Source organism: Pseudomonas sp. c313, from assembly GCF_055407145.1.
On sequence record NZ_JBUZRD010000015.1, the window covers coordinates 15,508 to 39,463 of the forward strand.

Here is a 23,956-nt window from a genome sequence, read left to right on the forward strand (position 1 = left end):
GATTACCTCAAGCTTGATTGAGCGCCTTCTTTGATCGTGTCGACAAAGTTCGGGGCAAAGAACACCAGGAAGATACCGAATACGGCCCAGCCAAACTGGCCCCACGACATACGACCGGACTTCGCCTGGAAACCGCAGAACGCAATGGCTGCGATACCCAGGTAGTAACCAACGTCAAAGATGAGGAAGGACACAAAGTCCTTGGCCATGCCCTTCAATCCGCTGAAATCCAGTGCAGCGTTGGCGAATTCAGGGATCAGGGCGAGCGAGAGAATCGACCCCAGCGTTGCAAACTTGGTAGCCTTGGCCACCCAATCATTACGCATCATCGCTTTATGCGACGGGGTCTTTTGCGAAAGAACGCTTTGCAGGGTTTGTGATGCTTTGGCCTTGAGCCAAGTGCGCCAAGTTTGTTTGTTCAGTCCTTCTATGTTGCGTCCAACTTTGGAAGTTTGAGATTGCATACCATTGCCTCTTTCATCATGACGGGGGAACCCCGTAGGTTACTGTTATTACTCTAAAAGGATTGTTAGGGCAGGTTTCCTTTATGAAGTCGATAGCAGTATCGGCATTCTTGAATAACCTGGTTTTCCCTAACGCGGTTACAACGTTGTAAACCTGTCCCGTCGAAGGACTTTCAATAATTAATGCCCACTTCCGTCCGTCGCTTTCGATTCGTTCCTCAAGAACGACGCGGTAGTCCGGCTGTGCGACGGCGAAAACCGCCAACTCTCTTTTGTCTAGGCTCTGCATCATTTCCCCTGGGCAACCGTTCACTAGATACAGGGGCGATACTGGAGTCCTACACGTCTTTGATCTAGATCCCACCTCTCATTTCTTCCCTCTATCGGGTTTTATTCCATGAAATCGCTGTTTCGTGACACAGAATATTCATTTCATTTGACGAAATCAAGGTTTCATTCTGAAAAATTTGGATCCATGCAGATAAAAAACGAAAGGCCTAGCCCCAGGCATTAGCCCGGCTACGGTTATGGTTCTATAAGTGTTTGAAAGGGCTGCGAATTTCCATATTCACGTCATCGAGTGGTGCAAGGCTGTGCCTTGCCTAAGAGCGGATGTGGCACCACGACAGTGCTTCACGCGCTAATGACAACGGAAATGACATTTTGTTACAAACAGGAGACGAACGGTCAGAATGCCCGGTCTAGAGAGGTCGGGCGGCGGACAGGAGCCGCCCTGATCCGCCACCCTTGATCAGTGCCCTATAGATGCGCAAGGAAACGCCCCGCTCTATAGACCCCCGACCCGGTGCCGATTTTAGCAGGCTGCCTATTTCTCGCATGCGAGAAAGAATGCAAAGTAAACCCTATTAAGGTGTTGACCAAGGGGTTTACCCATGCAAGGATGTGCCTACACAAATCAGCGCTCACCGGAGAATACCCATGGCGATGAAAGTCACAACCGTGGCGAACCAGAAAGGCGGCGTCGGCAAAACGACTATTGAAGTCCATCTTGTCAGTCTCGCAGCCGAGCAAGGTAAACGCGTTCTTGTCGTCGACCTCGATGAAGGCGATCTATCGCAGTTCTACCCGCCTCTCGAAGACGGGGACGACACAACCTATGTCCAATCAAGCATGCTATTCAGCGACGAATATAAGGGCTTGTACCCTCGCCAGGTCGCGGCAAACATCTGGCTAATCGAGGCCGATGTTCCATTGCTGGATGTTGACGACATGGATCTCAGCATCGTGACCAGGTTGAAAGAAGCGCTCGATCACTTCTCCGCTGATTTTGACCTCTGCATGATTGACACACCGCCCAACCTGCAACGCCGGATGATCGCCGCGCTCGCAGCATCTGACGCGGTGGTGTCGCCTTTCAATATCAGCGGATTCACACTCGCTCGCATGCCCAAGCTTCTGTCCACTATCGAAGCTGTGCGTGAGCAGTACAACCCGAACTTGCAGTTCCTCGGTTTTCTTCCAAACCAGATCAACAGCCGATCAACCAATGAAATTGACCTGTTGCCAAGCCTTCAGGAGAGCTATGGCGATGCCATGTTTCCGGTCCATATCGTTCACCGGCCATGCATCAACTCGGCACTCGCTAGCGGCAATCCGGTTTGGTGGAAAGCGAAATCCGGTAGTCAGCGTGCTGCAGGACGGGAAATGAAATCTGCCTGTGCCGCTGTTCTTGAGAAGGTCTGGTCAATCTGAGGTAGATCACATGACGAAGAAACCAAATCCTTTTGGCAGGGCCGTTTCTGCGACTGCAAAAAAACTTTCGGATTTTCAGAAGAAACCGGCGCTCAATGATGGTGAAACCATCATCGGCGTCAGCACCGGTGAAATACAATGCATCAAGCAGATTCGAAACCGTAATAACCCCGGGTTTTCCAAGGAGTCGCTTGAGGAGCTGGGCGACGACATAGAACAGAACGGACAGATCGAGCCTGCAATTCTCCGTCCCCACCCCAACCCCGAGTCAGGTTTCAAATACCTGATGGTTGCAGGTGAACGCCGTTACCTGGCTTGCGAACTGAAAGGCATGTTGCTGAAAGCGGTTGTGCGTGAACTTACAGACGCACAGGCCAAGCGCATCCAGCGTTCTGAGAACGTACACAGCGAAAACCTCAGTCAGCTGGACATTGCACTCGCTCTGAAAGCCGACAAGGACGAGCTGGGAACCCTGCAGGCGGTTGCTAACGAATGGAACAAAAGCCTCAATTGGGTAGCGGAACGCATCGCTTATCTGGAAAACGTAACCAGTGACGGGGCCAGCCGTGAGGCTGTTACCAAGGGCATCACCGCGGATATATCGACTGTCAATGATCTAGGTCGCCTTGGTCGCTTGGACAGCGCTGCAGCTGCTGACCTGCTACAGCGTGCAGACGCAAATCCAGATATGAACGTGCGGACAGAGGTCAGAACAGCGCTGCGCAACACCAAAGCCCTGCGCGTTCATGGCGGGTCAAAGACGAAGGCCAAACCCGCAGGCCCTGCCCTTCTCGATGATGAACTCGACAAGTTGCGCGAGGCGAATACCGTCCTGTCCGCACAGGTTGAAACCCTGCAATCCGAAATCGACTATCTCAAAACCGAGCTGGACAAAGCGCGAGCCGCCCAGGCCGAGAACTGGAAAGCACCGGAATGAGTAGCCGAGTTGCTGACCAGGACCTACGGATCCCGCCCGATGAATTCGAGCGGATCCGTTCAAAATCAAAGATGCATGCCCGCAACCTCGATGTTGCCTATGAGCTGCTGGTTGAAGGCAAGGGCCTTGTAGCCGTTGCAAATGCACATGGGCTCACCAAGCAACGGGCACTTGCCATTCGCAACAAAATTTATTCGGCATACCTGATGAAGACCCCCGAAGGCTGGAAGTGCGCGCAGATCTGCGCACCCACCGACATGATCGATCGCTTCGTCAAGGAAGCCGACGCGGTACGCGTGCGCTACTGGCAGAAGAATTCAATGAATCACAAGGAGTAGGCCCATGAGCAATGACAAACCAGTCACCATGAAAGAGCTGTCCGAAATCCTACGGCCTCTATCCGAAGCTGTGAGCAGAATCGACCAATCATTGTGGCTGATGGCTCAGCTTCAACTTGCCGCTGAGTTCGAGCCAGAGCAAATCGAACGGCAGAAGCACTATCAAAAATTAGCCACCGCCGAACTGAATTACAAGAGCGCACGCGAAGCTCTGACCGAAGCCCAGAACAACAAACCATTGCCTTTACCTGATGTTGGCCACACCGAGCTGGTGAAGCTGCACGGGAAGGAGAAAGCTGACGAACAGTACAAACCCGTGATTGATGCTATGGCGCAGATATCAGCGGCATCTGATCACCGCACGGCAATTGAAAATGCTGCGCCTGTACTGACAAGGCTTCGTGAAGCGTGGAAGCGCTGAAACAGCAACATGGTGCCCCTGTATAGTACGATACAGGGGCATAACCTCCGGGCTTAGCGACATCCTCACCCACCGCAGCGCCTGCACGAAAAAGCGAGTAATCAATGTGACGGGTTGCCCCTGCTAGGTGTGATCACCCTGTCATATTTGGGTATATCTCAAGTAAGACGCGGCGGCGCTCTGGATCTTCACGAACGATTCAATTTAAGTGACAGCCTTTCTGATACACTCACATGAACACACCCAAAATGATACAGAGAGGTTTACATGTTCGTGCGTGCTTACCTCCGAGCCTCTACCGAGGATCAGGACGCCAGTCGTGCCCGTGATCAACTGGAAGAATTTGTTGCAAGCCACGGAAAGGTTATCGCTGCCAGTTACATGGAGAACATCAGCGGCGCGCTCGCTGATCGGCCAGAGCTTCAACGCCTTCTGAACGATGCGCGCCGGGGTGACGTAATTCTGGTTGAAGCTATTGACCGGCTGTCTCGTATGAACGACCAGGACTGGCGGGCACTGAGAACGGCGATTGACAGCAGAGGGCTGCGAATCGTAGCTGTCGACCTGCCGACTAGTTACCAGGGCCTCACTTTGCCATCTGGTGACGAGTTCACAGATCGAATGTTGGCCGCGATCAATTCAATGATGACGGATATGATGGCGGCAATCGCCCGGAAGGATTATCTGCAGCGTCGGCACCGGCAGTCGCAAGGCATCACCAAAGCCAAAGCCGCAGGGGTCTACAAGGGCAGACCGGCAGATCTGGAACTACGAAAGCGTGTTAGTGAGCTTTTGGCCGCTGGCCTAGGGATCCGAGCAATCGCCCGTCATGCAGCTTGTTCAACAACGACCGTGATGCGTATCCGTGACGAACTGGTCGAAGGTTTATCCAGTTGAGCCGGTTGGGAATGAATGACTAGCGAAGGCGTAGCCGTAGTCTGTCATTCGTTCACGACTGGCCGCCGCCGGCAGGCGACCTTGAGTCCCTAACAGCCACTGCATGAGTTGGAGTGGTTAGAGATCATAAGAACCAGGAGATAGAAGCCCTTGAATTACGGGGCTTCCAGGGCATTGCCTAGCTCACGACTTGAGCGAACCTCAGTTCACCTACTTTGCACCACCATCGCTCACTATCCATGAGCTAACCCCCGCTCACTATCTGTGAGCTAGGTTAGCTCACTATATGAGCTACCCCCCCATGAGCTACCCCTCGCTCATCCTTGAACGATATCCCCCATTTTGTGAGAGATAACGTGCATGGATGCACTACCTATCGCTCACTGCATGAGCTAAGATAGACCTACCTTGTTAGATATCTTCCAAATTTGCACGATATCTAACACGCTAACGCAGCTTGCCGGAGGCACAATGATTGATGACGAAGGGGAAGTCCGCGCACTGGTCCAACCGACACAACGCGGTACATGGGTTCAGACCGAACGAGCGGGACACGAAGCATGGGCAGCTCTCATCGCTCAAGCGCCGAGGGCCGGGCAATTGATGCACATCATCGTCCAGCATATGGATAAGTCCGGCGCATTGATCGTCAGCCAGTCGACCTTGGCAAAGATGATGGACACGTCCATTGCGACCACGAAGCGAGCAATCAGCGTCCTGGCCAAGCACAACTGGATTCAGACGATCAGTGTAGGTGGGCAACGTGGCGGAACACTCGCCTACGTGGTGAATAGCCGGATCGCATGGGCAGACAAACGCGAAAATCTGCAATACGCCCGCTTCAATGCTCGGGTGCTTATATCGTCAGAGGACCAGGCCGATCTTGGCAGCGACAAACTCAAGCAACTGCCGACCATGGATGACGGCGAAATCCAATTGCCATCCGGCCCAGGTATGGCACCACCGGCGCAAGACTCATTAGAGGGAGTAGACCTGCCTGATATGCCTTCGATTCCGCACAGCGAAAAGAAGGAACCCTAAAATGACGAAACCCGCAGCACGGCAATGCTTGCGGGTTTCTAGGTTTTTTGCGAAGGAGCAAAAATCCACGCGCCCATCATACACCGTGGCCGTGGGTATTTACAGAGCGCGCCGAACTGGCGTCAGCAACCACACGGAGATCCAACCAATGTCTTCAAGCTATGTACGGGCTCAGATCCGGCATGTGGAAGAAGTTATTCAAAGCGACGGGCCTGATGACTTTTTCACAGGCCCTGACCATGACGTCTATGAGGTTCTGGTCGAACACGGCCCAGCGGCCGCTTTTCTGGATTGGTTTCAGCAGGAAGATCCCTACGACCTTTGCCGGATCGGCGACACCGCGCAGTTTATCGATTTGGGCAGCGCCAAATCCCCGCACGATGGCGCTGTCATTGACTTCACATTCGACGAGTTTTTCCCTCGCTGGCTGGAAGCTGTCGCGGACGTGGCCAAGGCGCATTTAGCGCGCATGGCCAGCACCGCTATCGACGCGCTCCACGACGATCCGTAGGAGTCATCTTATGTCTGATCAACGATACGCCGTGACCATCGTTCACGGTGATTCAGTCAAGCAGTACAGCGAGCAGTTCCAAACTCAGGCCAGCTATGCAGCACCTTGGAAAGCGGTACTGCAGAAAGCTCACAAGCAGGCGACCGTCAGTTGCCAATGCCCTGGCACTGGTTGCCGCCTCCTTGCTGTACGGCATATGTCGGATAACGATTCATTCCACCTTTCGCGTTATCCACGCACCGGCGCCGAACACGCCTTGGATTGCGTTTACTACTCGCCAGATCCCGATAAATCGGGTCTTGGCTCGTACAGCAAAGGCGTGGTTGAAGAAACGTCCGAGGGTGATCTCAAGATCAAGCTCACCCTCTCGTTACGCAAGAAAGAGCCCGCAGACACTGGACAGGCACCCGAAGCCACCGGCAGCAGCTCGGGCAGCGGCAAAGCCACAAAACCGGCCATGACCCTGTTGGGCTTGTTGCACCTGCTTTGGAATGAAGCAGGGCTCAATACATGGTCGCCGGGCATGGCAGGTAAACGCGGGTTGGGCCTCGTTCATAGCAGGCTACAGGACGCAGCAGATCGAATGCTTGCGTCGAGAATGCGGATCGGTGATGCGCTTGTCATTGCGGCAGGATCGAAGGGGTTTCAATCCGAGGCCAACGAGCGGAAGGTCAAGAGCGCGATCAAGAACAACCGTCGCTTATTGGTGATCGCTCCACTTGCAGGCCATACCGAAGACCGAGAAAAGACCGCAGCTCGCTACCTGACCATCACGGGTTTCAATGGCGTGCCTCGCATGTTCCTCGATGACGAGATCTGGTCGACCGTTGCTCGTCGATTCAAGCGTGAGCTGTCGGCCTGGAGGCAAGGACGGCGGGTTATAGCGATTGTTCAGACCGATCAACCCACGGAGCCGGGTAAAGCACAGGCGCTCAATGTCGCGTTGATGGTGGTCAGTGACGAGTGGATCCCGGTGGAATCCTCTTATGAAGCGGTGATCGAGGCGAGGTTGCGTGAGGAATCACGCAGGTTCGTCAAACCCTTGCGATTCGACTCAAGCGAAGACCAGGTATTCCCCGACTTCTGGCTGATGGACGCCAGTGCCGGCACTGAATATCCGATGGAGGTCTATGGCCGCTCCGATCCTAAATATCTGGCACGTAAAGAGGTGAAGGCCACTTACTACCGGACTCATTACGGAACTGGGTGGTGGGCATGGGACGCAAGCTCCGATCCGCAAGGCAATGCAATACCGGAATTCCCATCTGTTCGGACGTAAGACTTTCTCGCACGCGAGAATTCGTATGCGCCTAAACGAAAAAAAACCGCCCTAGCAAGCTAGGGCGGCCCTACAACTGGTGTTACAACATCAGCGGATCACTGCCCGTTAGGACAAGAAATCATGATGATCACGAATGAATTCCCAGGCTGACTTGAGCATGCTCAAGGTTCGCAAGGTGCTCCATACGTGGCTCAAAATATTTAGCATACGCTTCATATTCCATGGCCTCCGTGTTGGCTGGCCATCCTTCCAACGCCTGTGCTGGCACTCAGCGCTTTAGGTACGAGTGACTGTATCTAGTGGAAGTACGACCGGGGGTTGGCCCTCCCAAAACATCCACCAGCACGACTTTCTCAGGGTCGTGTCGGGAGGGGTGGTACAGCGAAATCTTTACGTCCAGCCCCTTCCACTTGATACAAATCGCTCATAAGCGTGGGCATCATACCGCATCTTCTCAGCTTTGGAATGGCATCATGCCAGCGTGATCGGCAGTGACGTAGGATGAGACGTAGTGATTGACATACGTGTCAACTCTTTCTACTATCGTCCTCAGTGACTGTATCTAGTGGAACCGCTGGCCAGGTCTCTCAACCAGACCAGCAAAAAAGACCGCCCCTCTCAGGCGGTTTTTTTTTGCCTGCGATTCAGCATTTTACTGTCCACATCTGATCCCAACTGGTCATGTAGCTAGGGCTCAGCAGAGCCCTACGCATGCCCCAGTCCGGCGACAGGGGCACAGCTGCAGTGCGTAAGCAGTCATGTCCCCACCGTCTATTGATCTTGTCCATAACGCTCATGAGCGCGTCAGTGCGCGCCGGTTGACTCGGCGTGAACAGATCTTGCGTGTACTCACCACGCTTTCGCAGATCCATCAACATGACCTCAGCTTTGCTGTACGCAAAGCCCGGCCTGTAGATGCCTTCCAACGCACGCAGCGCGTGCTTTGTCAGCACGCGCACGTCATCTGTTGGGTAGTCGGGAATGACCGTGGCTGCATTGGCGTACTTCGGACCGTCGCCATGGATCGAGGTCTGTATGCCGATCCGCAGGCCACCGCACAAAGATCGCTGCTTGCGCAGCTTCTCAGCGGCCTTGTGGATATAGGTGGCCAACGCCTGGCCAAGCCCCTCGATTGTGTGGACGCGCTGACCAAACATCTTGCTTGAGCAAATGGTCTGTTTGTCCGGTGGGCTTTGTTCCATGTCGATGCAGGACTCGCCGCGAAGCTCCCTGATCGTGCGTTCCAAGACCACTGAGTATTTGCGGCCCATTGTTCGCGGCTCAGCGTGCGATAGCTCCCACGCTGTTTTAATGCCTTCACCGGCCAGGTTATCGCGCATACGCCTGCCAATGCCCCACACTTCTTCGACAGGCATCCGGCGCAACAACCACTCAACGGCCTCCGGCTTGCGCAGGTCTACTACACCACCGGTTTTCTCTCGCCAGATCTTCGAGGCATGTTGTGCTGCCTTGGCGAGCGTTTTGGTGTGGCCGATACCCACACCTACCGGCAACGCGACCCACTGCAGCACGCGCGCCTGAATAGCTCGGCCCACGTCCACCAATGGTTCGCGCTGGTCCTCTAAGCGTACAAAGGATTCGTCAATTGAATACTGTTCCACGGCACTGACCAGGGACGCTGTAGCCATGGCCATCCTGTGCGATAACTCGCCGTAGAGCGTGTAATTGCTGCTGAACGCTGCAACACCGTTACGCTCCAGAAATGCCCGGATCTTGAAATAAGGATCTCCCATCTTCAAACCAAGCGCCTTGGCCTCATTGGTGCAAGCAACGATGCAGCCATCCGAGTTCGAAAGAACCACCACTGGTTTACCCCTCAGCTCAGGCCGGAAAATGCGCTCGCAGCTGCAGTAAAACTTGTTCGCGTCGACCAGGCCGAACACAGGGCGCCGGCCTGCGCGCTCCGCTTGCCGGTCCTTCCGCATCACCAGGTAGGCTCATCATCATCGGAAGGTAGCGGATCGCCCCAATGGCCTATCCGCCGCCCGGCCTTGCCTGCAAGGGGCTTTCGCGGCATATCCTTGTCGCTTCGCGCCTGCGGTATTCCACGACCCCTTGCACGCGGCCCGGCTCTGGATAGTCCGGGCTTACCGCGACCTTCCGAAGCTGACGAGCAGACCCACCACCGGCAGCGCGCTCCAGTCCCAAGGGTTTTGATGCAGCCTGCGGCTGCTGCTTTGAAAAGCGTTTATTTACCGCGCCCAACACTCGGCCTCTGAGCAGCTCCGGCAGAGCCGCCGAGTCAACATTTGAGTAAAGAAAAACCCGCACATTGGCGGGCTTGTCTGCAAGCATTCTGCCTAGGATTCAATGGGCGAAACGCTTTTGTTCGTAGGCGAAGCCCACACCAGCCCGATCAGCCGGTGGCGGCGTAAATGGTATGTAAACTTCCCCTTGGTCTTGCTTGAGGTACTAGCAATCTCGAAAGAGAAGCTGTCTTGAACCTGTGCAATCCGTTGGCCTTTGCATGGCCCGTCAATGACGGGCAGGCGCGCTGATGTATCACGGCCAGACATGGTGCCTCCTTTATCCGTGGGCAGCTTCACTGTGTTGTTTGGCTGTCATGTCCAAGCCAACCGCCCGCATTACCCCAATCATGGTTTTCAAAGTCGGGTTGCCGTTTTTCAGTTGGTAGAGGTGTGCGCGGGTAACGCCTGCCTCTTTTGCAATTGCGGTCATGCCTTTGGCGCGAGCTACCACGCTCAGCGCTTGCGCGATAAATGAGGCATCCCCCGATTCGAAAGCATCAGCCATAAAGATGGCGATAGATTCCGCGTCTGTGAGTAATTCCGCTGGATCGTATTCGTAAATTGGTTCTTTCATTCGTCTTCACTCCACTGGCTTGCCAGAGTTTTAGCGGTTTCTATATCCCGCGCCTGACTGCTTTTATCCCCACCGCAGAGCAATAGGACCAGCTGATCGCCGCGCTGCTGGAAATACACCCGGTAGCCGGGGCCATGATGAATTCGCAACTCACTGACGCCTTGACCGACTGGCTGCACGTCACCAAGCAACCCGTGGGCTACGCGCAACACCCGCGCCGCGATAATCAGTTTGGCCTTCTTGTCACGCAGTTTGCGTTCCCAAGTCATGTAAGTGGCGGTTTGGATAATCGTTTTCATGGGTATAAGTGTATTATATATATGACACAAGGTCAAGCGGATGGGCGCATTCTCGCATGCGAGAAAGTAAATATATAGTCCTATCAGATGATACTTATAGTTGACTCGTTTTCTATTTTTTGAGATAATTTCTCCGTCGAAGCAATCCCGCTTCGGTAGCTTGGAACCAGCGGCGGCAACCGCCCAAGCGAATTGCGAAGGAGAATGAAATGGCTGTTCATCGTGTTATTTGGGAAATGGACGTTGATGTAACTGGCGGTCCCCTGGCTGCTGCTCAAGCTGTTGCGAAACAGTATTTCGCTAAGCGTGTAGCGAATGGCGAGCCAGGTAGCGCATGCGTGTTCACAGTCATCGATCCGAAAGGGAAACGCGCGTTGGTCGACCTGGCGCCGAGTCGCAGTGACCTCGAAGGCGACGACACCAAGTAATCAACATTCGGCGCGCCTGGTGCAGGTAAGCACCGGGCAACCCCAACAGATGAGGTGATAACGATGACCCTGGACGAAGCTCTCGAAGAAGACAACGTGGTAAGCCGCGACGAAGCAAAAGCCGAGTGCGAGAAACATTCCCTCGCCTTCGCCGATCTTGTAGACGAGCTGGGCGACCACTCGGAATACAAGTCCCGTGACGTAATGCATTGGCTGGGGTACTGATTTGATGGCTACACCAGTTGATGTCGATTCTTGAAATAAACTGCTAAGCCCATCGCCCGCTCCGCCGGGCCACTTCACCAGGTCAAGGAAATCAGATCGATGCAAAACGCTAAATCAAAACGCAGCACTGTGCTGCTGGTACTGGCTCTGTTTGTCGCTGTCGGTGCGGTATCGTACAGCGTTCTTGTGTCGCAACGACAAGCCAGTGAACTAGCTGAATATTGCGCGAAGCCAGTTGTCGAGCCATTCAAAACTAAGCTGGCCTGTATTGCCCGTCAGTTGAAGTGAATTAATAAAAAATTACTAAAGGTAAAATCTAATGATACTTTTAGTTGACTTTTTGGGGCTCCTTTAAAATAATGGATTTGTCGAGGCAATACCGCCTCGGCAGCTTGGGACAAAGCGGCGGCAACCGCTCCAAGCCACTCGAAGGAGATTCAAACAATGGCTACCGAAACCCACCTGCTTTATTTCAGCGACGCGAAGACCCTTCGCGAGTACAGCGGTTTTACCGTTGAACCCTCCCACCAAGCCCGTCCTGGGCAAATCCCTTCCACCGTCACCCTGTACATGGTTGTCGCGCAGCGCTCCGGCATCGGCCAGCGCGAAGTTCTCGCCGAGTTCCCGTTGGAACTGCACGCCGAAATCTTCCGCGACATGGCCGAAGCGACAGCCTCAGCCATTTGACCTCAGCACGCCCGGACCTCTCGGTCCGGGCATCAGTGACGGAATACGATCATGCCTATCAGGTACGTGCTCAAGCACTTTCATTTCTGCTGCGGTCTTGGCGGCGGCGCAAAGGGTTTCAACCAGAACAAAGAGATAGTCGGCAAGCTGCAGGCCGAATGGCGTTGCGTCGGTGGTGTCGACGTGGACGCCGGAGCGCTCAAGGATTTTGAGCGCTTGGCCGGTGTACCAGGTACTCAGATGGATCTGTTCACCCGCGAGCAGTACATCGCGTTTCACGGCAAGCAACCGCCTGCGGATTGGCGGGAGGCTACGCCGGATGACATTCGCCGCGCCGCTGGCTACCAAGATCCTGACGTTGTGTTCATCAGCAGCCCATGCAAAGGCGCGTCGGGCTTGTTGTCCGAAGCATTGAGCCTCACCCCCAAATATCAGGCGCTCAACGAGCTGACGCTACGTTGCGTGTGGCTCATGTGCGAAGCATGGCAACACAACCCAGTCAGCTTGATCGTGTTCGAGAACGTACCGCGTCTGGCCAGCCGTGGCCGACACTTGCTTGATCAGATCGGGCAGATCCTTGAGTTCTTCGGCTACGCCGTCTCGGAGACGACCCACGACTGCGGCGAACTGGGGGGACTGGCCCAATCCCGGAAACGGTTCTTGCTGGTCGCCCGCCACGTCGAGAAGGTTCCTCCGTTCCTGTACGAGCCGGAAAAGAAGTCGTTGCAATCCGTCGGTGCCGTCCTCGGCCGCATGCCGATGCCAGGTGACATCGAGCGCGCAGGCCCAATGCACCGCGTGCCGTCACTGCAATGGAAAACATGGGTGCGGCTCGCGCTTGTCGAAGCGGGCAAGGATTGGCGCAGCCTCGATCAACTGGCGATCCATGACGGCTATCTGCGGGACTTTGTGATCGTGCCAGAGGCGTTCTCAGGCTATTTGGGTGTAAATGCCTGGAATAAAGCCGTAGGGACCGTGGCGGGCCAATCAGGCCCTACCAACGGGGCATTCTCTGTCGCAGATCCGCGCAGCCCCATAGACGCCCCGCAATATCATCAATACGGCGTGCGCAAGTGGGAGGACACCAGCGGCGCAATTATTGGGGTCAAGTCACCAGGTCAGGGCACGTTCAGCGTTGCGGATCCGCGTGGCGCAGCTGGTGGACACGGCAAGTACAACGTAACCCGTTGGAATGGCTGCGCTCGAACTGTGATCGCGGGCAGTACAACAGGGCAGGGGGCCTTCGCTGTGCAGGATCCTCGCTCCGGCCTGCGCCGCGTGAAAGGGGATGCCTATCTCACTGGCGGGCATTACGGCGTGGTCCCTTGGGACAGCACTGCCGGTGCTGTGTCCGCCAGTGCGCGCTTGGACAATGGCCGTTGGAGTGTCGCCGATCCAAGAATGCCGGCAGCCAATGATCGACTGACATGCGTGATCAGAAGCCTCGACGGCACCTGGCACCGCCCATTCACCACACTTGAAATGGCTGCATTGCAAAGCCTTGTCGACCCCGAGGAAATGCTCGAACTGGATGGCTTGAGCGATCAAGCATGGCGGGAACGGATCGGGAACGCGGTTCCACCAAAGGCTGCTGAAGCCATTGCCGGTGTAATGGCTCAAACCATCCTGCTCGCCAAGCAAGGGGAAACCTTCTTGCTCAGCCATATGCCTGTATGGGTTCGCCCAGTGGCCGTTGGCCTTTCGTTAGTCAATCACCTCGATAACGCAGCATGAATCTGCGCCCCTGACGGGGCGCTTTATCTTCCTAGGACAAGCGGCGGCAACCGCCCCGGGAAATCAGTGAAGGAGATCCACAAATGCACTTTCGTGACCTCACTCAAAGCAAAGCCGAACGTTCCTGCCATGCACTGCAATCCGCTGCGCGGTTGGCAGAACTGCACAAGAAGTGGTATTCAGCCGCGGAACTTTACGAGGCCGCCGCCTCGATCTGGCCTGGCAACGGCTTGACCTACATGCGAAGGGCCGAACTATGCCGCTCGCTGGTCGATTCCGCACGCGATGAAATGGACCTCTGAGGACCGAAGTAATGGACAACACAAATGCGCAGCGCTCGAACGATTACCTCGATGTTCTCATGTGGCTCGAAACCGCGTCTGAGGACGAAATCGCTGGAGCCTATTGGCTGGCCAGCGGATCCACCAAAATGGATTTGCGCGACGGCATTCAAGCTCTGATGGAGTCCGATAGACCAGCATTGGCCATCTACTTCCCGGAGCTGGTGATCGCGCCACTCAAGCTGGCCGACCTTCCTACAAAGTATCCCGAGGTTTGCGAGCCTATGGAGCGGCTACACGATTCAATTTCGAGGCGACAACATGAGCCCAATTACCCCTTGAAGGGCTACGGGGCTTTATCTGCCGTCATCAGTGAACTGAAAGACCAGGGACGACTCAGTTCAGCCCAAAGCACGCTGCTGTTAGCAGAGTTGGCTGAATTGAAAAGTGGATAACGAAATGTCTGCCGTCATCGTCATCGTGTTTTTAAGCGGTGTATTGCGTTACAAACCATGGGAAATTCGCAACTAATACCCTCTCTTGCGTGCCCCCTTCGGGGGGCGGCTCTCGTGAACCAAGCCCTGGCCAAAAGCGCGCCAGGTCTTGGCCCTTCGGGCTTCGATCCTCACGTCTCCGGCCTGCGGCCTGCGCGCTCCGCTTGCCGGTCCTTCCGCATCACCAGGTAGGCTCATCATCATCGGAAGGTAGCGGATCGCCCCAATGGCCTATCCGCCGCCCGGCCTTGCCTGCAAGGGGCTTTCGCGGCATATCCTTGTCGCTTCGCGCCTGCGGTATTCCACGACCCCTTGCACGCGGCCCGGCTCTGGATAGTCCGGGCTTACCGCGACCTTCCGAAGCTGACGAGCAGACCCACCACCGGCAGCGCGCTCCAGTCCCAAGGGTTTTGATGCAGCCTGCGGCTGCTGCTTTGAAAAGCGTTTATTTCCCGCGCCCAACGCTCGGCCTCTGAGCAGTTCCAAAAGCACGCCAAAAGCAAGCGAATTAGCGAATTTCTCGCATGCGAGAACAGCGACCGACGGTCAATTTAGATTTTACCAATAGTTGACTTGGGGTGGTGGATTTGCGATAATTTCTACGTCGAAGCAATACCGCTAAGACAGCCTGGAACCAGCGGCGGCAACCGCCCAGGTAAATCGCGAAGGAGCTTTCAATGAACATTGATACCCAGTCTCAAACCACCGCGCCAATCTTTCACAACTGGCTGACCGCTGATGACTTCCTGGCTTTTGCTCAGGGCATTTTCAAGCCAAAGGCCCCCAGCATTGAAGAAATGAAAGCCAAGGTCGACGATATTTTTTCGTATGCCTGTAAGCGTGGTTCGACCTATGAAACTGTCGTTCACAACTTCTTTTGCGCGGGTGTAGAGGGTGAATTCGGCACAGACGAAACAGCGCCCGAGTTCGCGGAAGTTTTCAAGTATGCGCGGGAATATGGCTACATGAATGCGACTGAAAACGCCGCACGCGAACAGGCGGACGCCGAGAACGGCTATTGCCATCATGGCCTGGATGCAATGACCTGCCCGTGCGGTTGCTTCGAAGACTGATCGCAAGGCGACGCATACTTAAACCACCCCACAGCCCCGGTACGCCGGGGCATCTAAAAGGAGTTTCCATCATGGCCCGTGGCGTAAACAAAGTGATTCTAGTAGGGACTTGCGGCCAGGATCCCGAGGTTCGTTACCTTCCCAACGGTAACGCCGTGACCAATTTGAGCTTGGCCACCAGTGAGCAATGGACCGATAAGCAAACCGGGCAGAAGGTCGAAAAAACCGAGTGGCACCGGGTATCCCTGTTCGGCAAGGTGGCCGAGATTGCCGGCGAGTATCTGCGCAAAGGTTCACAGGTCTACATCGAAGGCAAGCTGCAAACCCGCGAATGGGAGAAGGACGGTATCAAGCGTTACACGACAGAAATTGTCGTAGACATGCAAGGCACCATGCAGCTGCTGGGGGGCAGACCACAGAACCAGGACGGCACCAACCAGGCGCCAAGGCCGCAGCAACAGCGGCGACCACAACAACCGGCCCCACAACAAGCGGCGCCGCAACCGCTGCCCGATTTTGACCCCGAGGATGACGGGATTCCGTTCTGACTGACTGTCTGCGCTATCAGAGCCCGGCCCAGTGCCGGGCATTTTATGAGCGTAAATAAGTAAAATTAGATTGTACTAATAGTTGACTATGTAACGATCTTTTGCGATAATTTCTACGTCGAAGCAATACCGCTAAGACAGCCTGGAACCAGCGGCGGCAACCGCCCAGGCACATCGCGAAGGAGATTCAAAAATGCGTCTATCCAGCAGCTTCCGCAACCCTTGCATGGTTCGCAGCAACACCCCTTTGACTAACGACGAAATCGCGCGTGTCGCGCCGTCCATCTTTGCCGTCGAAGCGCACGACAGCCGCTCCGATCGCTACCGCTACATCCCAACCGTCGACGTGCTTACCGCGCTGCGCGCAGAAGGGTTTGAACCCTTCATGGCCTGCCAAACCCGCGTGCGTAACTCCGACAAGATCCAGCACACCAAACACATGATCCGCCTGCGCCATGCGTCCAACATCATGGACAAGGAAGCCAACGAAATCATCCTGCTCAACAGCCACGATGGCACTAGCAGTTATCAAATGATGGGCGGGTGCTTCCGCTTTGTGTGCGCCAACGGCCTTGTCCTGGGCGAAGCCGCGATGGATCAGAAAGTCCGTCACAGCGGACGCCAAGACGTGATTGGCGAAGTCATCGAGGGGGCTTACGAGGTGCTGAATCAATTTGCACTGATCGAGGATCAGCGCGAAACCATGAAGCAAATCCAGATCCGCCCCGAGCTGCAACATGCCTTCGCCGAGGCTGCATTGGCCTACCGCTACGACCCCGCAGAAGGCCCGGCGCCGGTGACAGCTTCACAGCTGCTCATGCCTCGCCGCCGTGAAGATCGCACCGATGATCTCTGGACCACGTTCAACCGCGTACAGGAAAACAGCATCAAGGGAGGGCTTACAGGCCGCAACAAGCAAGGTCGCCGCACCACTACCCGCGCCGTCTCCGGCATTGACCAGGACGTGAAACTAAACCGCGCCCTTTGGGTACTGGCTCAGCACATTCGCGAAGCCGCCTAACAAGTCCAGGCCGGGCTTTATCCGCCCGGCCTTCCTCGCAAGGAGAAAGCCGCCATGCAGAAAGTTTTCTTTGTACCAGGACAAACAACGATTATTGACTACGCCCGCGAGATTGGCCCCAACATGTGGGCCGCTCGGTGCAGCTGGCTAATGTTGCCGGAGATTCGCGTGCGTCACCCCGGCGCTGTGCTGGACGATCAAACCGCTTTCCTGCAGGCGCAGGAAGCGGCCAACGGCACCAAGCCTGCGCGCATCACTGAGGCGCGCTTTGATTTTGCGGTCAGTCATGGCCAGGTGCTGGACTACTTCGCCGATGACACCGGCGATTCATTCATACTGCAGGCCCCCGAGGTCGGCGATTTGGTGCGCGTGTATGCCCGTTGTTTCGGTCATTGCTGGTCGTTCCTGTGTCTGCCGATCATCACCCATAGCGAGATCCGTTCCCGGATCCGCGAAACGGTGGCCGCTAATCATTGACCACTGAAAAACGGAGCTACTACATGCACCCGATTTACACCGCCGAGGACTGGAAAAGAATATCGCCGGTATTCGCCTCGCGCCGCTTGGCGGTCTCTACCGTAGAGATCGCCAAGGCCATCTTGGTAGATGGCCAACGACCGCAAGACGTGGCCAACGATAGGGGCATGTCTAAACAGACCGTTCACGCAGCAGTAAAGCGAGTTCGGGCAATCCTAGACGAGCACGGGGCCAGTGAGCTGGTGCCCGTTATGGTCTGGTTGCCGCCCGAGTTGGCCGCACAGGTCATGGAGATGGCCAAGCCCTATATGGACACAAAACCGGCACCGAAAAAGGCTGGCAAAGATGCGTAAAACCGATTTTAAATCATGGCTAAAAGACAACGGAATGGCCTTGCCGGTGCTGTTTGAAGATGACCCGGTGGCTTATACATTCGCGCCTCAAACCGTGACCCTCACGCCGGAGTTGCTGCACCAGCTCGACCGCGTGCGGCTCTTGCAAGACGCCGCCCATGATCACAACTGCCCCGATCGGCAAGCGCTGGAAAGCGAGATTGAACAGGCGCACCGCTTTGTTAGCTGGACGCTGCAAAGCATCGTTTTTCCCGAATCAGTCTGTGAAGATCCTCGACAACCAAAATGAATGGAACTCACTAAGCCGTCCGGGCGTGTTCGGCTGCGCCTCAACGGCTGTCGTAAACCAAGCCCCGGCCAAGAGCGCGCCGGGTCTTGGCCCTTCGGGCTTCCATCCTCACGCCTACGCCCGTTCCGGGCTGCGCGCTCCGCTTGCTCTGTAAAGTACGGCACAGGGGATTTTCCTTGGCCGACCTCCCGGTCGGATTTAAAACCTTCCGGCCTGGCGGCCGGGCGCTGCAGCAACTCACGTCTGAGATCAGCGCTAGGCTCAGGAAATCGTCCTGCAGTTGCCCACCGCCCGGGCAAACAACACGCCCGGCCCGTGGACAACTGCACCGCTCGCTCTGGCCTTTGTTGGGCCTCGCTCGCTGGACGATTTTTCGTGCGTGAGCTCCTGCAGCGCAAAAGCTGCCTTCGGCGACCAAGAGCTACGCCCTTGGATCCGCAGATGGAAGGACGAAAAAAACCGGCCAGATGGCCGGTCGCCGGTGGGCTCACGTTCAAGATTTGCGGACGACTCAGGAAATCACCCTGCAGTTACCCACCGTCCAGGCAAACAACACGCCTGGCCCGTGGATAACTGCACCGCTCGCTCTGGCCTTTGTTGGGCCTCGCTCGCTGGGCGATTTTTCATGCGTGAGCCCACCGTCGCCGAAGCTGCCTTCGGCGACCAAGAGCTGCGCCCTTGGATCCGCAGCTCATAAGTCGCCTGATCGGCAGCAGCCAGGCGCAAAAACTGACGATCATCCTGATTCGTCAGAAATTTGCGACCGGCTCAACTGGGACTTCCACCAGTTCTTTCGAGTCGACGAACAGCACCTTGCAGTCGACGCATTGCACGCGACCGCTCAAACCAGGCTTACCCCACAAATTCAAATGGCAGCTCGGGCATGTGTATTTGCGTTTGTTCTTTGCATCTTCCGGGTTCGGCGCCGGTGTCAATAGACCCGCCGAGGTTAGAGCGAGAATGTCTATCGTCGGGTCAGCCAAGGGCTGCTCAACGGGTTTACCGTCCGGACCATAAAGCTGGGTAGCTGACATGGCTACCCGATGGGTAACCACGTCAATCCAGGAAAGCATGCCCCCCTGATCGATCAACTCCTGACACGCAACAGCGAATGGCCCCCCATCAATGATGTAGTGCGTCATCTGCTGGCCGCATTGTTTGCCACCAGGTTCACCCGTATCTGACGGCATCAGTCCGATGGCTTTCATTTTGTTGGCCCACTCGCGATTGTGGTAGCCACTCCTTGAAGGAGTGCCTAAGTGAACCTGCCACTGATGTACCTGTTCATGAGCAAGTGTCGAAAGGGTCTGATCGATACGACGATGCGCGAAGTACGCACAGTTGAGTGCAATCTCATCGCTTTTCCCCGCGCCGTTCCGGCGCAGGAACCGCGAAGGAGAGAAGTACCCGAATGTGTTCGCCTTTCTTTGCAAAGTGAAAATACAACCAGGCAACTGGCCGTCGAATAATTTCTCGTTGAACCAGTCGTAAGCCCCCTCAATTTCTTCGTAAAGCTGCTGACTTGGCGTAGCGGACATATGGACTCCTTTCTCGCATGCGAGAACCCCCCTGAAGCCTGATCACCAGCGCCGGGGGGGGGGACTTCGTGGAAAAGTATAATCTGTATCGTACTATACAGAATAAATCTGAAAAAAAGGGGGAGTGCCCCCCCTATTTACCGAACAGCCCGAGCAGGTGGCCGACGATCATGAGTAGCGCGCCGATGACCATCCCGGAGCCGATGAGTAAAGCGCAGAAACCCACGGCGCGGCGCTGCGCTTGCGCCGTGACCAGATTAGCCGAACTTCGGTTTATCTCGTTACCGATCCTTGCGACCGCTTCGCGCCCGGCAAGGATCAGCGCATTGCGCTCCTTTTCCATCATGGATTCGAAGTTCATCTGCGACTGGAGCAGAGCTTTGCCTGAGCCATCGCGCACGGCCTCGGAGATCTTCCCCGCCAACTCGCCGTCGACCTGTTCCAGGCGACGGACGATGGCGTCGAAATCTTCCATCATCTGCCCGACCATCGCTTCTCGCGCTGTCGTAGGCTCCTTGGCCATCGCTTACTTCACCTTGCCAAAGAGCGTGGCGTAAACCTGATCGAGGTTCTGCCAGGCAGACTTGGCCAACCGCTGCACCGAAATCATCCGCTTAGCGTGTTCCTTGGTCGCGTCGTCTTTTGCTGTACGCAATTGTTCACGGTAATCCGTGGTGTCTTGCACTACTGCGGCAATATTCGTTTTCAGAGCCCGCAACCGCTCGAAAACTTCGTTCGAATAGATAACGGCATCACGCTTGAGCGTGAACTTCTTTTCCAGCTCATGGAAACCGATCAATGCAGCAAAGGTGTGCGGCAAGTCGTCCGCGTCATCGATCTCGACCTTGTTGAACACCACCAAGATCCGGCTACGGGGAACACCCAACGCTGCCAAGGTCTTGATCGTGTTGATCGTATCGGCCTGTTGCTTCTTCTCTGATACCGTGGGCACCAGGAAGTAATCGAATTCTTCGTGCGAGCCTGCGAACTGGCCCATGTACTTGAAAAAATCTTCGACGTTGGATGCTCCAACGTCGATAACTGCATTGTCCTCGGTCATCAAAATTTCGGAAAGCTCGCCAAACTGGCGACCCTTCATACGTTCTATCTCAGCCGCGTCGTCTGAAGCACCGGCGTTGATCGTTTCAATGGCAAAACGCAAACCTCCTAAGCGCGGCCAAACCAATTGATCGGATACGGTTGTTTTACCGGTATTGCCACTGAAATTGACTACTGCGAGTTTCATGTGCGCTTCCTTCTGCTACGGCCAGCACTTTCGTACATGGCCAGATCTGAGGCGTTCTGATCGTCCCCAGGATTCATAATCTTGCTCAGCTCACTCGGCCCCAACGGGGCCGTTTGACTCTCCTTTGAATCTGCATCTGTATAGTACGATACACCTCCCTCTATCTCCGGTGCCTCTCGCTCAATCACAGGTTGCATGCTTGGCACTGGGCTTGTCGTTTTTGTCTGTTTCGCAGGGTTTTGTCGTTGCGCTTTTCGATACCGCTGCAGGTAGCTTTTCAGCGTTGGCATGCTCAGCTCGACACCCTGCTGTATCAACACATCCAGGATCACTTGGAGACGTACACCTGCACTGATTTGCTGCTCAATCAATGGCATCACCTGGCGTATTTTCGCTGCCTTTGATTCAGGCCCTACCGCCATCAGTGCATTCGTTAGATCTTTGTTGGTCATTTTGCATCCTTTTTGCATCCTATGTGCAACCTACATGCATCTTACTCGCCACCTATCTGCCGTCAAGTTGCATTCTTTCTGCATCCTAGTTGCATCCTAGTTGCATCCTGTCTTTGCTACCCCCCTACGGCCTTCGGCCTAACTAGTGGATACGCCCTTAACAAGAGCTTCAACTTTTCCCCTTAACAGGGTCAAAGTCTCAATACACAACACGCACCCCCCTAGCGGGAGGTGAAAGCCGCGCTGTGCGCGGCCTACAGAGCAAAATCCTGTTTTTTATGTGCTATACATATGTATTACAAAAGTACCATCTAGACCAGTAAAATCAAGCTTTTTATGTATTACATTTGCTATACGTTCTTTTGGCAGTTATCGTTAGCCTGAATATGTCCCATTTTTGGCTCTGAGAGGACCACCGTGGCGAAGACACTACCCATACGTTTAAACGACGACCAAGAGGCTCGCCTAGAGCAAGCGGCGGCGTTAGCAGGCTACAAACACCTGTCCACCTATGTGCGTGACAGGGCTCTGGCCAGCGAGAAATCAGGTGGCCGACAGACCGATTTGGACAGCTGGGCAGATCAGCAACGCGTGCTTGGTTTGCTCGAAAACGTCAGTCAGGCTCAGGCGCAAAACCGAACCCTGTTGACCATTGCCGTTCACCTGCTGCGCCAAGGTTTGCAGCAAGGAAAGGTCAACGAATTGCGTGCCGAACTTAGCCATCTGGCCGACACCGATCAGCTCATCAGAACGCTGTTGCCAGAGTTGGCAAGCGACATCGAGCGTCTATCAGGAGAGGACAATGCATAAAAGAGAAGTCGATTCTGCGGTGATGACAGCGGGTTTCGGTTTGCCGATCGCTGGATGGGCAGCGGGCGTGTATTTGGCGCAGATGCCTTTGACGCCATTCCCTGCAGCGTTCAAGGAAACGCTTCACAACGGCTGGCACAACCCGATTGTATTGGGGGCCACAATTGCCACGTCAGCGGTCGCCGCTTCACTGGTTTATTACCTGTACGAATATTGTGACGATGGGTTCCGTGGCGAGCAGTACCAGGAATTTCTACGGGGTTCGGAGATAAAAAACTGGCATACCGTCAAGGCAAAGGTGCGCCGCCGCAACGAGAAGACCAATCGTGAGCGAAAAAAACGGGGGTTGGCCAAGTCTGAGCCGATCATGATTGGCAAGCTGCCTATGCCTCTGCACCTTGAAGATCGAAACACGATGATCTGCGCGTCTATCGGTGCCGGTAAGTCGGTAACTATGGAAGGCATGATCGCCTCGGCATTGAAGCGTGGTGATCGCATGGCCGTTGTCGACCCAAACGGCACGTTCTATTCGAAATTCAGTTTCAAAGGCGATTACATTCTCAACCCATTCGACGCTCGGTCCGCTGGCTGGACGATCTTCAACGAGATCCGTGGCATCCATGACTTCAACCGGATGGCCAAGTCGATAATTCCGCCCCAGGTCGATCCGAGTGACGAGCAATGGTGCGCTTACGCACGCGACGTATTGTCCGACACCATGCGCAAGCTGAAAGAAACCAACAACCCAAACCAAGACACGCTGGTAAATTTGCTGGTGCGGGAGGATGGCGACACCATCCGCGCTTTCCTGGCCAACACGGACTCCGAGGGCTACTTCCGCGACAACGCAGAGAAGGCAATCGCCAGCATCCAGTTCATGATGAACAAATACATTCGTCCCCTGCGCTACATGAGCAAGGGCGATTTTTCCATCTATCAGTGGGTGAACGATCCGAATGCCGGCAATCTGTTCATCACTTGGCGGGAGGACATGCGGGACACCATGAAACCACTGGTGGCCACGTGGATTGACACCATCTGCGCAACGATCCTCAGCTCTGAGCCAATGACAGGCAAACGGCTATGGCTGTTCCTCGACGAGCTGCAGTCCCTCGGCAAGCTGGAAAGCTTTGTTCCAGCGGCGACCAAAGGGCGGAAACATGGTCTGCGTATGGTCGGCAGTCTGCAGGATTGGTCCCAACTCAATGCCAGTTATGGCCGTGACGATGCGGAAACGCTGCTTTCGTGCTTCCGAAACTACGTCATTCTTGCTGCAGCGAACGCCAAGAACGCAGGCATGGCCAGCGAAATCCTCGGCTCTCACGATGTGAAGCGCTGGCGGAAATCCTACACCGCGGGCAAGTTGACCAGGACCGAGGAAGTCACACGGGATGAGCCGGTGGTTCAGGCGTCTGAAATCTCCAACCTTCCAGATCTGGTCGCCTACGTGAAATTCGGTGAAGACTTCCCGATCACCAAGGTGAAGACGCCATACATCGATTACAAAGAGCGCGCCCAGGCAATCATGATCACCGGTCAAGCCGCGTAACGAG

Annotated in this window: 32 protein-coding genes; 23 read left to right on the forward strand and 9 right to left on the reverse strand. The window is 55.3% G+C overall.

Annotated features, from left to right (window positions below; genetic code table 11):
• Window positions 1–2: 2 nt before the first annotated feature.
• Together ACZRKZ_RS24990 and ACZRKZ_RS24995 are read right to left on the reverse strand one after the other, a co-directional pair.
• Entirely contained in the window at window positions 3–464 is a 462-nt protein-coding gene (locus ACZRKZ_RS24990; protein WP_169882270.1) for a TrbC/VirB2 family protein, read from the reverse strand.
• Between the two features lie 16 nt (window positions 465–480).
• Window positions 481–753 carry a MobD protein gene (locus tag ACZRKZ_RS24995; protein ID WP_169882269.1) on the reverse strand — a complete coding sequence of 91 codons (273 nt, stop codon included), beginning with the start codon at window positions 751–753 and terminating at the stop codon, window positions 481–483.
• Window positions 754–1,403: 650 nt separating this feature from the next.
• Between ACZRKZ_RS24995 and ACZRKZ_RS25000 the strand changes: the two genes are divergently transcribed.
• The 8 genes from ACZRKZ_RS25000 to ACZRKZ_RS25035 all read left to right on the forward strand — a co-directional run bounded on the left by ACZRKZ_RS25000 (window position 1,404) and on the right by ACZRKZ_RS25035 (window position 7,601).
• Window positions 1,404–2,177, forward strand: a complete 774-nt coding sequence (locus ACZRKZ_RS25000) for a ParA family protein (RefSeq protein WP_218585540.1) — start codon at window positions 1,404–1,406, stop codon at window positions 2,175–2,177.
• A 10-nt stretch (window positions 2,178–2,187) separates the two neighbouring features.
• Window positions 2,188–3,114 carry a ParB/RepB/Spo0J family partition protein gene (locus tag ACZRKZ_RS25005; RefSeq protein WP_169882266.1) on the forward strand — a complete coding sequence of 309 codons (927 nt, stop codon included), beginning with the start codon at window positions 2,188–2,190 and terminating at the stop codon, window positions 3,112–3,114.
• Window positions 3,111–3,452, forward strand: a complete 342-nt coding sequence (locus ACZRKZ_RS25010) for a TrfB-related DNA-binding protein (protein ID WP_169882264.1) — start codon at window positions 3,111–3,113, stop codon at window positions 3,450–3,452. The genes ACZRKZ_RS25005 and ACZRKZ_RS25010 overlap by 4 nt, the downstream gene beginning before the upstream one ends.
• Window positions 3,453–3,456: 4 nt before the next feature.
• A complete protein-coding gene (locus ACZRKZ_RS25015; protein WP_169882262.1) occupies window positions 3,457–3,873 on the forward strand; it encodes a hypothetical protein in 417 nt (138 codons plus the stop codon).
• 267 nt (window positions 3,874–4,140) lie between these two features.
• A complete protein-coding gene (locus tag ACZRKZ_RS25020; RefSeq protein ID WP_169882260.1) occupies window positions 4,141–4,770 on the forward strand; it encodes a recombinase family protein in 630 nt (209 codons plus the stop codon).
• 471 nt (window positions 4,771–5,241) lie between these two features.
• Window positions 5,242–5,811 carry a helix-turn-helix domain-containing protein gene (locus ACZRKZ_RS25025; protein WP_169882257.1) on the forward strand — a complete coding sequence of 190 codons (570 nt, stop codon included), beginning with the start codon at window positions 5,242–5,244 and terminating at the stop codon, window positions 5,809–5,811.
• Between the two features lies 1 nt (window position 5,812).
• Complete coding sequence (locus ACZRKZ_RS25030; protein ID WP_169882255.1) at window positions 5,813–6,322, forward strand: hypothetical protein; 510 nt, start codon at window positions 5,813–5,815, stop codon at window positions 6,320–6,322.
• 10 nt (window positions 6,323–6,332) lie between these two features.
• Window positions 6,333–7,601, forward strand: coding sequence for a DUF1173 family protein (locus tag ACZRKZ_RS25035; RefSeq protein ID WP_175389882.1), 1,269 nt, complete (start codon window positions 6,333–6,335; stop codon window positions 7,599–7,601).
• 647 nt (window positions 7,602–8,248) lie between these two features.
• Here the strand turns inward: ACZRKZ_RS25035 and ACZRKZ_RS25040 are convergent.
• The 3 genes from ACZRKZ_RS25040 to ACZRKZ_RS25050 form a co-directional block, all read right to left on the reverse strand.
• A complete protein-coding gene (locus ACZRKZ_RS25040) occupies window positions 8,249–9,508 on the reverse strand; it encodes a Y-family DNA polymerase (protein WP_463983056.1) in 1,260 nt (419 codons plus the stop codon).
• 643 nt (window positions 9,509–10,151) lie between these two features.
• Window positions 10,152–10,448, reverse strand: a complete 297-nt coding sequence (locus ACZRKZ_RS25045) for an addiction module antidote protein (RefSeq protein WP_169882211.1) — start codon at window positions 10,446–10,448, stop codon at window positions 10,152–10,154.
• On the reverse strand, window positions 10,445–10,747 hold the full coding sequence (locus ACZRKZ_RS25050; protein ID WP_011475355.1) for a type II toxin-antitoxin system RelE/ParE family toxin: 303 nt from the start codon (window positions 10,745–10,747) through the stop codon (window positions 10,445–10,447). Before ACZRKZ_RS25050 ends, ACZRKZ_RS25045 begins: the two co-directional genes overlap by 4 nt.
• Before the next feature lie 209 nt (window positions 10,748–10,956).
• Between ACZRKZ_RS25050 and ACZRKZ_RS25055 the strand changes: the two genes are divergently transcribed.
• The 13 genes from ACZRKZ_RS25055 (at window position 10,957) to ACZRKZ_RS25115 (ending at window position 18,357) form a co-directional block, all read left to right on the forward strand.
• On the forward strand, window positions 10,957–11,175 hold the full coding sequence (locus tag ACZRKZ_RS25055) for a hypothetical protein (protein WP_169882212.1): 219 nt from the start codon (window positions 10,957–10,959) through the stop codon (window positions 11,173–11,175).
• 63 nt (window positions 11,176–11,238) lie between these two features.
• Complete coding sequence (locus ACZRKZ_RS25060; protein WP_169882213.1) at window positions 11,239–11,400, forward strand: hypothetical protein; 162 nt, start codon at window positions 11,239–11,241, stop codon at window positions 11,398–11,400.
• Window positions 11,401–11,499: 99 nt separating this feature from the next.
• Window positions 11,500–11,688, forward strand: a complete 189-nt coding sequence (locus ACZRKZ_RS25065; protein ID WP_169882214.1) for a hypothetical protein — start codon at window positions 11,500–11,502, stop codon at window positions 11,686–11,688.
• Between the two features lie 156 nt (window positions 11,689–11,844).
• Window positions 11,845–12,087 carry a hypothetical protein gene (locus ACZRKZ_RS25070; protein WP_169882215.1) on the forward strand — a complete coding sequence of 81 codons (243 nt, stop codon included), beginning with the start codon at window positions 11,845–11,847 and terminating at the stop codon, window positions 12,085–12,087.
• 51 nt (window positions 12,088–12,138) lie between these two features.
• Window positions 12,139–13,821: a DNA cytosine methyltransferase gene (locus ACZRKZ_RS25075; protein ID WP_169882216.1), complete on the forward strand. Its 1,683-nt coding sequence runs from the start codon at window positions 12,139–12,141 to the stop codon at window positions 13,819–13,821.
• Between the two features lie 83 nt (window positions 13,822–13,904).
• A complete protein-coding gene (locus tag ACZRKZ_RS25080; protein ID WP_169882217.1) occupies window positions 13,905–14,123 on the forward strand; it encodes a hypothetical protein in 219 nt (72 codons plus the stop codon).
• An 11-nt stretch (window positions 14,124–14,134) separates the two neighbouring features.
• Window positions 14,135–14,557 carry a hypothetical protein gene (locus ACZRKZ_RS25085; protein WP_169882218.1) on the forward strand — a complete coding sequence of 141 codons (423 nt, stop codon included), beginning with the start codon at window positions 14,135–14,137 and terminating at the stop codon, window positions 14,555–14,557.
• A 716-nt stretch (window positions 14,558–15,273) separates the two neighbouring features.
• Complete coding sequence (locus tag ACZRKZ_RS25090) at window positions 15,274–15,669, forward strand: hypothetical protein (protein WP_169882219.1); 396 nt, start codon at window positions 15,274–15,276, stop codon at window positions 15,667–15,669.
• Window positions 15,670–15,740: 71 nt separating this feature from the next.
• Window positions 15,741–16,217 (forward strand): single-stranded DNA-binding protein, encoded by a 477-nt coding sequence (locus ACZRKZ_RS25095; protein ID WP_169882220.1) that lies wholly within the window; start codon window positions 15,741–15,743, stop codon window positions 16,215–16,217.
• 193 nt (window positions 16,218–16,410) lie between these two features.
• On the forward strand, window positions 16,411–17,238 hold the full coding sequence (locus tag ACZRKZ_RS25100) for a DUF932 domain-containing protein (protein WP_169882221.1): 828 nt from the start codon (window positions 16,411–16,413) through the stop codon (window positions 17,236–17,238).
• A gap of 54 nt (window positions 17,239–17,292) precedes the next feature.
• A complete protein-coding gene (locus ACZRKZ_RS25105; RefSeq protein WP_169882222.1) occupies window positions 17,293–17,715 on the forward strand; it encodes a hypothetical protein in 423 nt (140 codons plus the stop codon).
• Window positions 17,716–17,738: 23 nt separating this feature from the next.
• Window positions 17,739–18,068, forward strand: a complete 330-nt coding sequence (locus ACZRKZ_RS25110) for a TrfB-related DNA-binding protein (RefSeq protein WP_169882223.1) — start codon at window positions 17,739–17,741, stop codon at window positions 18,066–18,068.
• Window positions 18,061–18,357 carry a hypothetical protein gene (locus ACZRKZ_RS25115; protein ID WP_169882224.1) on the forward strand — a complete coding sequence of 99 codons (297 nt, stop codon included), beginning with the start codon at window positions 18,061–18,063 and terminating at the stop codon, window positions 18,355–18,357. The genes ACZRKZ_RS25110 and ACZRKZ_RS25115 overlap by 8 nt, the downstream gene beginning before the upstream one ends.
• Before the next feature lie 749 nt (window positions 18,358–19,106).
• On the opposite strand, the gene ACZRKZ_RS25120 is transcribed toward ACZRKZ_RS25115, so the two are convergent.
• From ACZRKZ_RS25120 to ACZRKZ_RS25135, 4 genes are all read right to left on the reverse strand, one after another.
• On the reverse strand, window positions 19,107–19,895 hold the full coding sequence (locus ACZRKZ_RS25120) for a SprT-like domain-containing protein (protein WP_169882225.1): 789 nt from the start codon (window positions 19,893–19,895) through the stop codon (window positions 19,107–19,109).
• A 133-nt stretch (window positions 19,896–20,028) separates the two neighbouring features.
• A complete protein-coding gene (locus ACZRKZ_RS25125; RefSeq protein ID WP_169882226.1) occupies window positions 20,029–20,418 on the reverse strand; it encodes a hypothetical protein in 390 nt (129 codons plus the stop codon).
• Between the two features lie 3 nt (window positions 20,419–20,421).
• Window positions 20,422–21,141, reverse strand: coding sequence for a StbB family protein (stbB, locus tag ACZRKZ_RS25130; RefSeq protein ID WP_169882227.1), 720 nt, complete (start codon window positions 21,139–21,141; stop codon window positions 20,422–20,424).
• A complete protein-coding gene (locus tag ACZRKZ_RS25135) occupies window positions 21,138–21,593 on the reverse strand; it encodes a conjugal transfer protein TraD (protein ID WP_169882228.1) in 456 nt (151 codons plus the stop codon). The genes stbB and ACZRKZ_RS25135 overlap by 4 nt, the downstream gene beginning before the upstream one ends.
• Window positions 21,594–22,010: 417 nt before the next feature.
• Here ACZRKZ_RS25135 and ACZRKZ_RS25140 point away from each other — a divergent pair, with 417 nt between their 5' ends.
• Window positions 22,011–22,403, forward strand: coding sequence for a hypothetical protein (locus ACZRKZ_RS25140; protein WP_256905043.1), 393 nt, complete (start codon window positions 22,011–22,013; stop codon window positions 22,401–22,403).
• On the forward strand, window positions 22,396–23,952 hold the full coding sequence (locus tag ACZRKZ_RS25145; RefSeq protein WP_169882229.1) for a type IV secretion system DNA-binding domain-containing protein: 1,557 nt from the start codon (window positions 22,396–22,398) through the stop codon (window positions 23,950–23,952). Before ACZRKZ_RS25140 ends, ACZRKZ_RS25145 begins: the two co-directional genes overlap by 8 nt.
• The last annotated feature ends 4 nt before the right edge of the window (window positions 23,953–23,956 follow it).